We start from the raw sequence: 13,618 nt of genomic DNA on the forward strand, positions 1-13,618 counted from the left end.
CCCCGTTGCCGAGTTATATTTTGTTGATAAATCAGCATTCTTTACTACGTCCGGTGGTAGTTTCACAATTAACTTGGTATCTCGCTGGAAACAGGGCTGTGGGCTTGCAACTTCTGACCTACATAACCGCGGAGGAGCCGCGGAAGTCAGACGACCAAGCAACCTTAGTCTGGCGTAAGGAGGTCTGATGGCAACAGAAAATCAGCAGGTTACTCCGGCAGACGCAACTATTGTTACGTCTGGTTTAGGGCGAAAAGGCCCAGAGGAGCGTGACCTTCCAGCATCACTTAAGCAAGACATGGATTTGTGCTTGCATATTCTTCGCGATGTTCTTGGCGAATTTGATGAAAAATTATTAGCAGTATTCGACGATGTGCGTTTGAATGCTGTAGAAGCTAGTGCAGCTCATTTTGCGCAAATGGTAGACGCAAAAGTAACTGCAGATGATGGCTTAAGTAAAGCTGTTAGCAAGCTCAACGGAATGAATTTGCACGATACGCAGCTTTTAGCTCGTGCTTTCGCAACATATTTCCACTTGGCAAATTTGTGCGAGGAAAATTATCGTGTTTCTGTACTTCATCAGCGTGAATGTGAAGTTGAAGATTCGTTGCCGGTTGATCCAGTTAATGAACTAACTTGTGCTTATCACAAGTTGCTTACTGAAATGAGCCCTGCTGAAGCGAAAGAATTGCTCGCAAAGCTTGAGTTCCATCCTGTATTTACTGCGCACCCAACCGAAGCTCGTCGTAAAGCCGTTGCAGGTAAAATTCGCAGAATTTCGCAATTATTAAGCGAACATCATCGTTTAGGCGGATCTGATAAGCGCGAAAATTATCGTCGTCTCTATAACGAAATTGATGCGCTTCTTCGCACTTCTCCGATTGCTTTGAAGAAGCCAACTCCAGTTGAAGAAGCTGACACTATTCTTGACATTTTTGACGCTACTTTGTTTGACACGATTCCAGTCGTGTATCGTCGATTTGACGATTGGCTGCTTGGCAAGAAGGCTGGATTAGTTCCTCCGCGTTGCCCTGCATTCTTCCATCCAGGAAGCTGGATTGGTTCAGATCGAGATGGCAACCCTAATGTGACAGCTAAAGTGAGTCGTCAAGTCGCTCGAAAGTTTAGCGATCACGTGCTTGCAGCTTTGGAGAATCGTACTCGCGAAGTTGGCAAATGCTTAACTATGGAAACGCGCACAACGCCTCCAAGTGTGGAGTTGCTTGAGTTGTGGAATCGTCAGCGCGAAATGAGTGAACAGCTTACAGAAAACGCTTCAGACGTTTCTAATAGTGAGCCACATCGCGCAGTAATGTTGGTGATGGCTGACCGTTTGCATCGCACTATTAGCCGCGATACGGATTTGATGTATCATTCTTGCGAAGATTTCATTGAGGATTTGCAAATTGTGCAACGCTCTTTGGCAGAAGGCGGAGATCCTCGTGCTGCATATGGTCCTTTGCAGGATTTGATTTGGCAGGCGCAAACCTTTGGATTCCACATGGTTGAAATGGAATTCCGTCAGCATTCTCTTGTACATTCTCGTGCTTTGGAAGATATTCGCGAGCACGGATTGCATGGAGAGCGAGGTCCGCTTCAGCCAATGACTCGTGAAGTGCTCGATACGTTCCGCGCTTTGGGTGCAATTCAAAAGCGCAACGGAATGCGTGCTGCTCGACGCTACATTATTTCCTTCGCAAAATCTGCTCAGCATGTGCGCGATGTATTTGAGCTTAATCGTCTTGCATTCGCTCACCCACAGGATGCGCCAACAATCGACGTCATTCCGCTGTTTGAGCAGCTTGAAGATTTGCAGAATTCCGTAAATGTGCTTGAGGAGATTATTAAAATTCCTGAAGTGCAAGCTCGTCTTAAGGCTACTGGTCGCAAGATGGAAGTTATGCTTGGATATTCGGATTCTTCCAAGGATGCTGGCCCTACTTCCGCAACGCTTGCTTTGCATTCCGCTCAGGAGCGAATTGCTCAATGGGCTAAGAAGCATGATATTGATTTGACACTGTTCCACGGCCGCGGTGGTGCTGTTGGTCGCGGTGGCGGTCCTGCAAACCGTGCAGTGCTTGCTCAGCCTGTTGGCTCCGTCAACTGCCGATTCAAGCTTACTGAGCAGGGCGAGGTTATTTTCGCACGATATGGCAATCCAATTCTTGCTATTCGTCACGTTGAATCTGTTGCTTCTGCAACTTTGCTTCAGTCTTCGCCAAGTGTTGAGAAAACTAACACTGATATGACGAAGAAGTATGCGGATATGGCTGCAAAACTTGATGTTGCAGCTCATGAGCGCTTCCTTGATTTGTTGCAAACGGATGATTTTACTCCATGGTTCTCCACGGTTACGCCGCTTAGCGAGATTGGCTTGCTACCAATCGGTTCTCGCCCAGCTAAGCGCGGTTTGGGTGCGAAGTCTTTGGACGATTTGCGCACAATCCCGTGGGTGTTCTCCTGGGCTCAGGCTCGAATCAACTTGGCAGCATGGTACGGTTTGGGCACGGCTTGTGAAAAGTTTGGTGACTTGGAAACTTTGCGCAGAGCTTACGAAGAGTGGCCGCTGTTCAGTACTTTTATTGACAATATTGAGATGTCTTTGGCTAAGACAGATGAGCGTATTGCTCGCATGTACTTAAGCCTTGGAGATCGTGAAGATTTGAGCGATAAAGTACTTTCAGAAATGCAGCTTACTCGCAAGTGGGTTTTGCAAATTGTTGACGACAAGTGGCCTTTGCAGCACCGTCACGTGCTTGGCCAGGCTATTCGTGTGCGCTCGCCTTATGTTGACGCGCTGTCTGTAATCCAGTCGCTTGCATTGCACAAGCTTCGCAACAAGGTAGACAAAGAAGAGCTTAGCGAAAGCCAGCAGGCAGAGTTCATCTACCTTATTCTTTGCACTGTTTCTGGTGTTGCTGCAGGCTTGCAGAATACTGGATGATTTTATAAGTTTATATGATTAAGAAAAGCCTTCGTGCTGCTTTATTAGCTGTGCGTTGGCTTTTCTTTTTATAATCATATTTTATAAATTTTGTTAGCTTTTATAGCATATTTTCTATTTAACACAGTAACGATAGAATATGTTTTATAAGTCGAAGTGTTTTCAAAATTTGTTGATAGCTTGTATTCGTCACCTTTGCGCAAGCGCATCAATACAAGGAGGTAATAATGCACGAGACAGTCAAAGAAGATCTTTTAGAAGAAGATTCACTTTTGGCTACATCTGTGTGGAGCGCGATGCTAGCTGGTAACCGTAAGTTTGCAGAAGGCTCATTAAATTGTGATGGACTTAGTGAAGAAACGAGATTATCTCTTGTTGAAGGTCAGCATCCTGGAGCTGTTGTTCTTTCCTGTGCTGACTCGCGCGTTGCTCCAGAATTTGTGTTCGGTGCCGGTTTAGGTGATATTTTTTCTGTTCGCACTGCAGGCGAAGTGCTTGATGATGCTGTAATAGCTTCGCTAGAATACGCTGTAAGCGATTTGGGAGTAAAAGTGCTTGTTGTGCTTGGGCACGAGCATTGCGGTGCTGTGCAAGCCGTTTTGCCGAATGTGCAAAAGCTGGTTTCTAAATACGGCGAAGATGAAACAAGCGAAATAATTGAGTCTAGCGAGTCAATATTGCTTCGTTCTTTAGGTCCTGCTGCACTTGCTGGTATTGAAGAAGAATTAAACACGGATGATATTGAACGAATCCATGTATCTAATATTCTTGCTGAAATATGTAATAAATCTCAAACTATTCGTGAATCCGCTTTTAATGATAACCTCATGCTAGTTGGTGCTAGGTATAGAATGAAGGATGGTTTGGTAGAGGTTCTTTCATGCTAAGTAGCATGTAGTCGCATTTTTAACAGAATTATTAATACGTTGTTAGGTTACAAATATGAATCAATCATCTAAAGATACGCTTGGTGCAAATTCTGCAAATTCCACTAATTCTGCGAATTATCTTTTCTTGCTTGTTGGAGCTCCTTTAGTAGCTTTTATTATTGCAGCTGCTCCTGCGTTACAGGGGCGACATCCTTGGTTTCTAATTGATACAACAATTCGAGGTGTTTCCGGCTTGTTGCTACAAGCGATACCTTTTACTCTCATAGGTGTGCTTGTTTCTGCTGCAGTAGAAACTTGGGTAACTGCTGATTTTATTGAGAAACATGCTCCAAAATCTACGGCAAACGGTTTTTTGGCTGCCATATTGGCTGGCGTTTGCGTGCCTGTTTGTGATTGTGTAGTAGTTCCAACGTTTTCTCGTTTAGTCGCAAGAAAACTACCATTGCCGTGCGCCATAACTTTTCTATGTGCAGTTCCTGTTGTAAATCCAGTATCTGTATTAGCAACATTTTATGCGTTCTCTGACGCTCCAGCTGTTGCTATTATGCGTATTGCTCTAGGTGTTGGTATTGCATTACTGGTTGGATTAACTTTTGTTATATTTCCTTCGAAAATCAATATTTTACGTAAGAAAATTTTAGTAGAAAACGAATCTTCTTTACATTGTTCTTGCGAATTGAATAACGAAAGTAATCTCACAAAAAATAATATTGAAAAGCCTAGTATTTCTGTGCAAATTCGCAAATATGTGAAGCATATACATCAGGATTTAATAAAATTAATTCCAATTATTGTATGTGGAACTATAGTTGCTTCTGTAATTCGCGCATGGCTCGGAGCTGATCCTGCTTCTCGCGTACAAGTGAGTAATGTGTTAATTGCTATTCCTGTAATGATGGCTATTGCGTACGCAAGCTCTCTATGCTCCAGCTCAGATGCTGTAATTGCAAGAAGTTTAGCAACATCATTGCCTATGTCGTCGGTGCTAGTATTTCTGCTGTTTGGTCCTATGCTTGATTTAAAGAATACGCTTATGCTCGTTGAGGATTGCCGTGGTAAATTTGTGTGGCGCTTAACATTAACTATTGCTTTTGCGTGCTTCCTAGCGTCATTATTAGCTCACTGGGCTTGGGGGTTCATCGCATGAAAAAACAAAAATGTGTTGAGCATAATGCTTGTAAAAAAATCACTTTAGCTCAATTGGTAGAAGCTATTTTATTGCTATTTTTTGCAGTCATAATTGCGGAAGTTACTTTAAGCGGTCAATATACGCTTTTTACTACGCCTAGAGCATATTATTATTTGTTAATTACTGCTATTTTGCTATTTATTCTGTCTATATGCGCTGCGATTGGATGGTTTTCTGTTTCTTCGCGCGATGTTTGGCGTATGCTTGTAGCTTTCGTTGTTCCTGCGCTACTTATTATTGTTCCTTTGCGTTACGCTCAAAATATTAGTGTAGATGGATTCGACCAGTATGCTGGTGGTCGTGCTATTGCTATTCGTAGCCAAAATTATCCTTTGCCAGGATTGTATGAAAAATCTCATGAGATAGCAGTTGATGATGATGATTTTGGCTCCTGGTATGACGAAATCGATCATAATGCTGCAAAATATGATGGATACACGATTACTCTTACAGGTTTTGTTAGCAGAGATTCTACGTTGAATGCAAATCAATTTAGGGTATCTCGTCAGCTTATGTCATGCTGTATTCTCGACATGTCTCCGTTTGGATTAGTTGCCGAAAAATCAAATATTGGCGAAATTCAAGATCATGAATGGGTGCGTGTTCGTGCACGCGTTTCTAGAGGCAATATTGGCATTCCTGGATATCAGCATCCTGGAGTTGTGCTGCACGTTATATCAATGCAAACAGCTCAAGCTCCAACTGGATATTTTTATCGCCCATAAATAATTTATCTTCGTTAATGGTGATAATTATTTTAGAATTGTTGATATCGCATAGAAGTAAACTAAGATAACAAGTATGGCGATTGGTTTTAATATTCTACTCATTATGATTTTTTTGCTATTTGGTTCCGTATTTGCGGCAACCGAATTAGCTTTAGTGAGCTTGAGAAGTTCGCAAATTGATCGCATGGAATTGCAGGATGCGCGTGGTGCTAGAGTTGCAAAAATTGCCCGCGATCCTAACACTTTTCTATCTGCTCTACAAATTGGGGTAACTCTTTCTGGCTTTCTTTCTGCATCGTTTGGTGAGTCTGCTTTAGCTCCGTATGTTGTGCCGGTTGTATGTTCATGGGGTGTGCCGGCTCATGTTGCAGGCCCTCTTACTACAATCTTCTTAACTCTTATTATTTCGTACTGTTCGATTGTTATTTCTGAATTAGTTCCAAAACGTATTGCTATGCAGCGTGCTGAGCAGATTGCGCGATCGGTTGTGCCGGCAGTAGATATTTTCTCAAAGATTTGCAAGCCTTTAATTTGGCTTATTGGTAAGAATACTAACGGTTTTGTGCGCCTTCTTGGGTTTGATCCTAACGAGAAGGAAAGCGAAGTTTCTGACGAAGAATTGCGCGTGCTTGTCAATAGCAATAAGCGTTTAAGTCAGGATGAGCGCAATATTTTGGATGACGTGTTTGATGCTTCGGAAACTATTGTTGCTGAAGTGATGCGTCCTCGTGCTGATGTTGAGTTTTTGGATGGTTCATTGAGCCTTGAAGAAGCTGCCGCGAAAATTCGTGAGCTTCCGTATTCTCGCTACCCTGTTATTGGCAAAGATTTTGATGATGTTATAGGTTTTGTGCATGTTCGCGATTTGCTAGATGTGCGTGATTCAAATGCAAAAACTGTTGCAGATGTAACTCGCGAAGGAATTAGTCTTCCTGGAACTTCCAAACTATTGCCGAGCCTGGAACTTCTTCGTAAACGTGGTATTCATTTGGCTGTTGTCATCGATGAATATGGTGGAACTGACGGTATTGTTACGCTCGAGGACATGACAGAAGAGCTAGTTGGAGATATTCGCGATGAATATGATTTGCCTGGTGAAACTGAGCAAAATAATGTGAATAAAACAACTGCTTTTGTAAATGGTGTTGCAAAAATTGATGGCGGTATGACCATTGAAGATTTTGCTGACATTACCGGCATTGAGCTTGAAGACGGTCCGTATGAGACTGTTGCAGGCTACTTTTTAGCGCATACTGGTTCAATGGGAAGTGTTGGAGCTGTTTTGCATGATGCGGATGGTTACGATATGACTGTGACTGCGGTTGATGGTAGGCGTATTGCGACGATTGAAGTGCGTCGCCGCGCGTAGTTTAAGCCATAGCAGTAGAATAATAACGGTATTAACAAACCTAAGGAAGGATAGAACATGGCTTTGTTGCATATTTTGCCAGGTCTCGACGAAGCGGCCAGTGAAAAGGCTGTTGCCATTTTACAGAATCGTTTAAGCCACGAGCAGGAAGCTGCTTTGGTGCTTAAGCATGCGCATTGGAATGTTACTGGTTCAGATTTTATTGCAGTTCATGAAATGCTTGATCCACAGGTTGCTGAAGTTTTGGCGCAGGCGGATGAAACTGCTGAGCGAATTGCAACTTTGGGCGGTTCTCCACTTGGACGTGCTGATGATGTTGTTGCTGCTCGTACATGGAAGCGTTTTGCTTTGACTGGTCGCAAGTCCACAAAGGAGTATTTGCAAGCGCTTATTGAATACTATAACGATATGATTGCAGACGATCGCAAGGCTATCGCGGAGCTTGATGAGCTTGATTTAGTTAGCTCAAATATTATTCAAGATCATGTTCAACAGTTGGAAAAGTTCCAGTGGTTCATGCGTAGCCATCTTGATTAATTAACCTCTGTTTAATTTTTTTGATTCAAACCGCAACATGCTATTTTCTTTTTATGGCGTGTTGCGGTTTGACATTTTCTGTGTCTGTGCTAATGTAACTACTTGTATGTTTTAGGCGTACGAGTTGGGCCCGTAGCTCAGGTGGTTAGAGCGCATCCCTGATAAGGATGAGGTCGGAGGTTCAAGTCCTCCCGGGCCCACGGAATTGAGTGATTATTTCATTCAATACCGAATGGGGCTATGGCGCAGCTGGTAGCGCATCTGCTTTGCAAGCAGAGGGTCAGGAGTTCGAGTCTCCTTAGCTCCACGAACAGGGTTCTGATTGATTTTCCAATCAGAACTTTTTTGTTTATTAATTTATTTTTTTGGATTTGTTTTGGTTTTGCATTATTTAAGCTTGTGTTGATGAGAATGTTTCTCATCAAGGCTTCATGGTATATTAAAGAGACAAATAAATAATTAAAAGTCATTGTTAATTCCAAAATTGGGATTAACCAAAAATCAACATAAGTATCTTTACGCCGTGTATTGAGTGCGCTATTTAGGTTGCGCTCAGTGGGTTAACAAGGCGTGAAATCGTGTGTTAGCAGCGTCTTAAGCGTAGTTAACCTGATCAGCGTAAGGAAAGTGTATGCGTAAACTTTTAGCATATTGCCGTCGTGCACCACAATTAACAGTCGTAATTCTTGCTTTTCCGTTTATTGCGCCTTTGTACTCGTATAATTTGCCTATATTAACTACTTTCTGTGAGCAAATTTCTAATTTTTCGCAGCAAATCTTTGATTTTTTAAAAATTAATTGCAGTATTTCCATAAGTATTAGTCTTGGCAAAACTATTATCGCTATTCTCGTTTTATATACGAGCGTTATTTCTTTGCGTAATATGATTAAACATTTACTGCATGGAACTTTAGGTATTGATCTACTTGCTTTTGTTGCATTGCTTACAACACTTTGTATTGGTGAGTTCTGGGCAAGTTATTTGATTGTTGTAATGGTTTGGACTGGAGAAGCTATAGAAGATTTTGCGCATATGAAAGCTCAGCGCAATCTATCTCTTTTAGTAAGCGCAGCTCCAAAAACTGCTCACCTTATGACTTTGCCAGGTATTGAGCATGGTATGAATCATAATCAAGCAAATGATGAATCATACGAACCGCCATGTTTGAGTGAAAATCAGTGCAAGCCTAGCTCGTGTGTTCTGTGCCAGCATGCTGAATTTAGAAAAGTAGATGCCGCTAATTCTAAGCAATCTAATAGTAGCGAGCAAAATAGCGAAAGTAATTGCGAAAATAATGACTTGCAAAATTGCAACTGTAAACAAAATAATTGCCCATTTTTGCAAGCATCTACAGACAACGAAATCTCCTCAAATTTGCAGCGTTACGCTACAGTTCCTGTTGATGAGCTAAAGATAGGAAACGTAATTATTGTGCTTCCTGGCGAAACAGTGCCAGTTGACGGTGAATTATTAAGCGGTTCTGCAATTTTAGACACAAGTGCTATTAACGGAGAATCTGTTCCTAGAGAAGTCTATGCGGGAGCTGCAGTGCTTTCAGGCTGTGTAAACGGTGGAGTTGTGCTTATTATGCGCGTAACAAAGCTGTCTAAAAACTCGCAGTATCAGAAAATCATGCAGCTTGTTGAGTCTGCTAGGTCTTCTAAAGCTGCAGTAGTTAGATTTGCAGACATGCTATCTGTGCCGTTTACAGTATTATCTTTTGCGATTGCAGGTCTTGCTTGGAGCTTTTCTGGCGACGCATTGCGATTTGCGCAAGTATTGGTTCTAGCAACCCCATGTCCTCTGCTTATTGCAGTTCCAGTTGCTTGCATGGCTGGTACTGGGCGTTTAGCAAAACTTGGAATTGTTGTTAAAAGTCAGGATGTGCTTGAGCAATTAAGTCGTGTAACAGACGTATTTTTTGACAAAACCGGCACGCTAACTGTAAAACAGCCGCAAGTTGTAAACGTAGACGTAATCGATACTACGCAGAAAGCTGATCGAATTGTGATGCTCGCAGGTGTGCTAGAAACGTATTCTCAGCATATTCTCGCTGGAGGTATAGCAAAAGCAGGTTCAGTTTTGTGGGAGCACACGCATCCATCTTCAACTCCGCAATTGCCTAGCGTTAGAGAATACCCAGTAGTGCATAGTGTGAAGGAAACTGCAGGTCAGGGTATTCAAGGCGTTGTAGATGGTGTTTTGGTGCGCGTTGGGCGTAGAAAGTATGTTACTGAGCAAACTGATATTAATAAACAGGTCATGAATCATATTGCGACACAACATATTGCGGCACAACATGTAGTCAATGCGCTCGCTGCAGACGAAATGGCAACCTATGTTTCCTTTGACGGAGTGCTAGTTGGTCGGATTGTGTTAAAAGACGTGCCTCGCGATAACGCGAAATCAACTATTGACGCATTGCGTACGCTTGGTGCGCGCTCAATATCTATTCTTACTGGAGATAGTTTGCAAGCTGCAACAACAATTGGTAAAAGCGTTGGAATTGACACAATATATGCAGATTTGCTTCCGCAAGATAAATTAGCGTATGTAAAAAAGCACAATTACAATGCAGCCAAAAGTAAGAAAGATTCGACTGTAACAATGATGGTTGGAGACGGTGTAAACGATGCTCCAGTGCTTGCGGCTGCAGATATTGGCGTAGCGGTAACGGATGGCACAGATACGGCAGCATCTGAATGTGCTCAGTTAGTTATTATGAACAACGATATTTCTTCTGTTGCAAGCGCAATAAGAGTAGCAAAACATACTAAATGCGTTATGGTTCAGTCAGTATTGATGGGCATTGGATTGGCAATTATAAGTATGATTTTTGCGGCTTTCGGTTTTATTCCAGCAGTTATTGGCGCAATGATGCAAGAAGCAATTGATGTTGTTGCTATTATGTGGGCTTTAACAGCATTGCGCGAACGAAAATAAAAATATTTTTGGCAATATTTTTTACGATATTCATTACGACACCTTTAATAATATTCGTTTGAGCATTTTATTTATTTGAGCATGTTGTAAGACGAAGTAATGCGCTAGTCTAATTATGAAAGCATACGAGTTAGCTGCAAACGGTAAGAGCTCAAGCTTGTACGTAACTTATTTTTGGCGAAGAATTACATATAAACGCTTTACAGTTACGCTGCTGAGTGGATTGAGGCAACCTATGCTTGTAGGCCGCGCTAAATAGCGCGAAAACGGCGAAAAGTGCCGTATAATACAGCTCAATATGGGGATAATAATGGAAAAAAATAATTTAAGCGAAAATGTTTCACAAGAAACATCTCAACTGCGTATTGCTGTAATAGGAGCAGGCCCTGCAGGAGTGTATTCTTCCGATATCTTCTTACGCCAGATTGCAAAGCGTGGAGAAGAATTGGGATTAGGCTCTAGCGCTCGCATCGATCTTTTTGAAAAATTGCCAGTGCCTTTTGGATTAGTGCGTTACGGAGTAGCTCCTGACCATCCAAGTATCAAATTTATTGCGGATGCGCTTGAAAAGACGCTTGATAATCCAAATATTCATCTTTATGCAAATGTTGAATTTGGTAAGGATATTGCATTAGAAGATTTATTGGAACGCTACGATGCTGTGCTATTTGCAACCGGCGCTGTGAAAGATAGGCCTCTTCGAGGAGTTCCAGGCGCCGATTTAGACGGAGTGTACGGAGCTGCAAAATTCGTAGAATGGTACGACGGATACCCGACTAGCAATCGAGAATGGCCGCTTGAAGCAAAAGAAGTAGCTGTTATTGGCGGCGGAAATGTGGCAATGGATGTTGCTCGTGAGCTTTTACGAGATCCTGATTATTTGCGCGCGCATACGGATATTCCAGACGACGTGTATGAGGGATTGCAAAAAAATAAAACCCAAACCTTGCATTTATTTATTCGTCGTGGAGTTGCCCAAGCAAAATTCTCTGTTCAAGAATTGCGCGAAATGGAAAAGTTATCCGGAGTGCAAATTGTTATTAATGAGGATGATTTTGAACTTGACGATGAGACTATTGAAGTAGCCGGTAACGATAAGCTCACGCGTCAAATGGTTGAGGAACTTTTTGCGATTCGAGACATGGCAGAAGATATGGAAGATGGCGGAAACGTTGATTTTGAGGGGAATCCAGCCGACAAACGCTATATTATCCACTTCAACTGTGCGCCGGTAGAAATTCTTGGTGAAGATGGGCGTGTGAAAGCAATACGAGTTGAGCGAACTGTAACAAGCGCGGATGGCACAATGACTCGTACTGGAGAGTTCGAGGAGTATGCCGTTCAAGCTGTTTACCATGCCATTGGCTACCATCCTGCAGAAGTTACAGGAATTGCTTACGACGAAAAGCGTACTTTGCTTGCAAATATTGATGGACGCTTAGTGACGTCTGTAGAAAATGGCGAAGTCCGTGAGCGATTGTATGCAACTGGCTGGGCTAAGCGTGGGCCGGTAGGATTAATCGGCTCTACAAAATCTGATGCTCTTTTGATTGTTAATAATATGCTTGAAGATTTATCTAAAGCTGGCAATGCTGGGCGAATCGCACCTGATCGCGATGAAAATTCTATAGATAAATTATTGGCAGAAAAGGGCATTAAACCAATTGATTACGCCGGTTGGAAGCGAGTTGACTCTTATGAGCGTGAGCTTGGAGCCAATGAGCAGAGAACTCGAAAGAAAGTTGTTTCAGCGTCTGAACTTGTAAATATTGCTTTAGGTAGCAAATAATGCCCTAAATAAACTGAAAATATTGCTTAGTATTTAAGTTTGTAGTTAGTAAATACGCAGTATATATTCAGAAAAATTTAAGTTCGCATTATTAGGATAGTTCGTATGTTGAAAGGCTTGAGAATACACTATGGCAGCTTAAAAGCCGCACTATTTTTTGTTGTTGTGTGGCTTTTTCTTGCCTTATGTTGGGTTCTTGCTGGCTCGCATCTGTCATCACTAATATGGTTCATTATTCCTGGTATTGCATTTAGTGTTTTTGCTTATTGGTGCTCAAGTAAGCTTGCGATTATTGCTATGCGTGCTACAGAGGTTAGTGAAGAAGAAGAGCCTGTGCTCTACGCAATGGTTAGAGATTTATCTGCTCGAATTGGTAAACCTATGCCGCGAGTAATGGTTTCTCCCTACGAAAGTCCTAATGCTTTTGCAACCGGTAGAAGTGAGCGTCATGCAAGCATATGTTGTACTCGTGGTTTGATTAATATCCTTAACGAGCGCGAGTTACGTAGTGTTATTGGTCATGAATTAACTCATATTTATAATCATGATATTCTCGCTTCTTCGCTGGCTACTGCTACAGCAACAGTATTAACGTACGTTGGTTCTTGGCTTGTTTATGTTGGTGATACATATCGTCGTGATATTCGCAAGTATTGCAAATTTATTGGTAAGTTTTTAAATATTTTATTCGCTCCTATTGCTTCTGTTATTATCAATGCAATTATTCCTGGTTCGCGTGAATTTGACGCAGATAAGGGAAGTAGTGAAATTACTGGAGATTTTGCTGCGCTTGCTTCCGCACTTAATAAAATTACCTACGGCATGCAGCTTCACGAGATGAAATCTACTGCTGGATTGCAGGCTGTTGCTTCTTTGATGATTATTTGCCCATGGAATAATAACGCTCCTGCGCTTGTGCGTTTGTGTACTGCGCGTCCTACTGTTCAGGATAGGATTGGGCGTCTAATGAGCATTGCTGCATGAATATTTTGTTTGTTGAACTTGCTTGTCTTGTTTATTGAGTTCATAAACTGATTCCTAAATATTGAAGCGGTAAGCTGTGCATGATACCCTTAGATGGTTGTTGAAACTAGTTTGCTTTTAGTTACAGCATGCGGATGTAGTTCATCGGTAGAATGGAAGCTTCCCAAGCTTCAGAGGCGGGTTCGACTCCCGTCATCCGCTCCATTCAGATTGTAAAATTGTATAAGTTGTAGTTTTTGTACAT

9 protein-coding genes and 3 tRNA genes are annotated in these 13,618 nt (G+C 42.1%); all 12 read left to right on the top strand.

Features of this window, described 5'->3' with window-relative positions:
- Positions 1 to 187: 187 nt before the first annotated feature.
- A complete protein-coding gene (locus HXT58_RS00140) occupies positions 188 to 2,944 on the top strand; it encodes a phosphoenolpyruvate carboxylase (RefSeq protein ID WP_116442542.1) in 2,757 nt (918 codons plus the stop codon).
- Positions 2,945 to 3,171: 227 nt separating this feature from the next.
- On the top strand, positions 3,172 to 3,831 hold the full coding sequence (locus HXT58_RS00145) for a carbonic anhydrase (RefSeq protein WP_004119757.1): 660 nt from the start codon (positions 3,172 to 3,174) through the stop codon (positions 3,829 to 3,831).
- A gap of 55 nt (positions 3,832 to 3,886) precedes the next feature.
- Positions 3,887 to 4,981, top strand: coding sequence for a permease (locus HXT58_RS00150; RefSeq protein ID WP_415705744.1), 1,095 nt, complete (start codon positions 3,887 to 3,889; stop codon positions 4,979 to 4,981).
- The gene (locus HXT58_RS00155; protein ID WP_101885814.1) at positions 4,978 to 5,748 is read left to right on the top strand and encodes a TIGR03943 family putative permease subunit; all 771 of its coding nucleotides are present in this window, start codon (positions 4,978 to 4,980) and stop codon (positions 5,746 to 5,748) included. Before HXT58_RS00150 ends, HXT58_RS00155 begins: the two co-directional genes overlap by 4 nt.
- A gap of 76 nt (positions 5,749 to 5,824) precedes the next feature.
- Positions 5,825 to 7,120: a hemolysin family protein gene (locus HXT58_RS00160; protein ID WP_101885813.1), complete on the top strand. Its 1,296-nt coding sequence runs from the start codon at positions 5,825 to 5,827 to the stop codon at positions 7,118 to 7,120.
- A 57-nt stretch (positions 7,121 to 7,177) separates the two neighbouring features.
- A complete protein-coding gene (locus HXT58_RS00165; protein ID WP_004106140.1) occupies positions 7,178 to 7,657 on the top strand; it encodes a Dps family protein in 480 nt (159 codons plus the stop codon).
- Between the two features lie 126 nt (positions 7,658 to 7,783).
- Positions 7,784 to 7,857: transfer RNA gene (locus tag HXT58_RS00170), tRNA-Ile, on the top strand.
- A gap of 34 nt (positions 7,858 to 7,891) precedes the next feature.
- Positions 7,892 to 7,964, top strand: a tRNA-Ala gene (locus HXT58_RS00175).
- 324 nt (positions 7,965 to 8,288) lie between these two features.
- Positions 8,289 to 10,601 carry a heavy metal translocating P-type ATPase gene (locus HXT58_RS00180; RefSeq protein ID WP_064340210.1) on the top strand — a complete coding sequence of 771 codons (2,313 nt, stop codon included), beginning with the start codon at positions 8,289 to 8,291 and terminating at the stop codon, positions 10,599 to 10,601.
- Positions 10,602 to 10,911: 310 nt separating this feature from the next.
- On the top strand, positions 10,912 to 12,390 hold the full coding sequence (locus HXT58_RS00185) for an FAD-dependent oxidoreductase (protein ID WP_117008643.1): 1,479 nt from the start codon (positions 10,912 to 10,914) through the stop codon (positions 12,388 to 12,390).
- A gap of 105 nt (positions 12,391 to 12,495) precedes the next feature.
- On the top strand, positions 12,496 to 13,374 hold the full coding sequence (locus HXT58_RS00190; RefSeq protein WP_004106145.1) for a M48 family metalloprotease: 879 nt from the start codon (positions 12,496 to 12,498) through the stop codon (positions 13,372 to 13,374).
- 130 nt (positions 13,375 to 13,504) lie between these two features.
- Positions 13,505 to 13,578, top strand: a tRNA-Gly gene (locus HXT58_RS00195).
- The last annotated feature ends 40 nt before the right edge of the window (positions 13,579 to 13,618 follow it).

The organism is Gardnerella sp. KA01000, assembly GCF_049244035.1.
In the GTDB taxonomy this organism is placed as follows: Bacteria; Actinomycetota; Actinomycetes; order Actinomycetales; family Bifidobacteriaceae; genus Bifidobacterium; species Bifidobacterium leopoldii.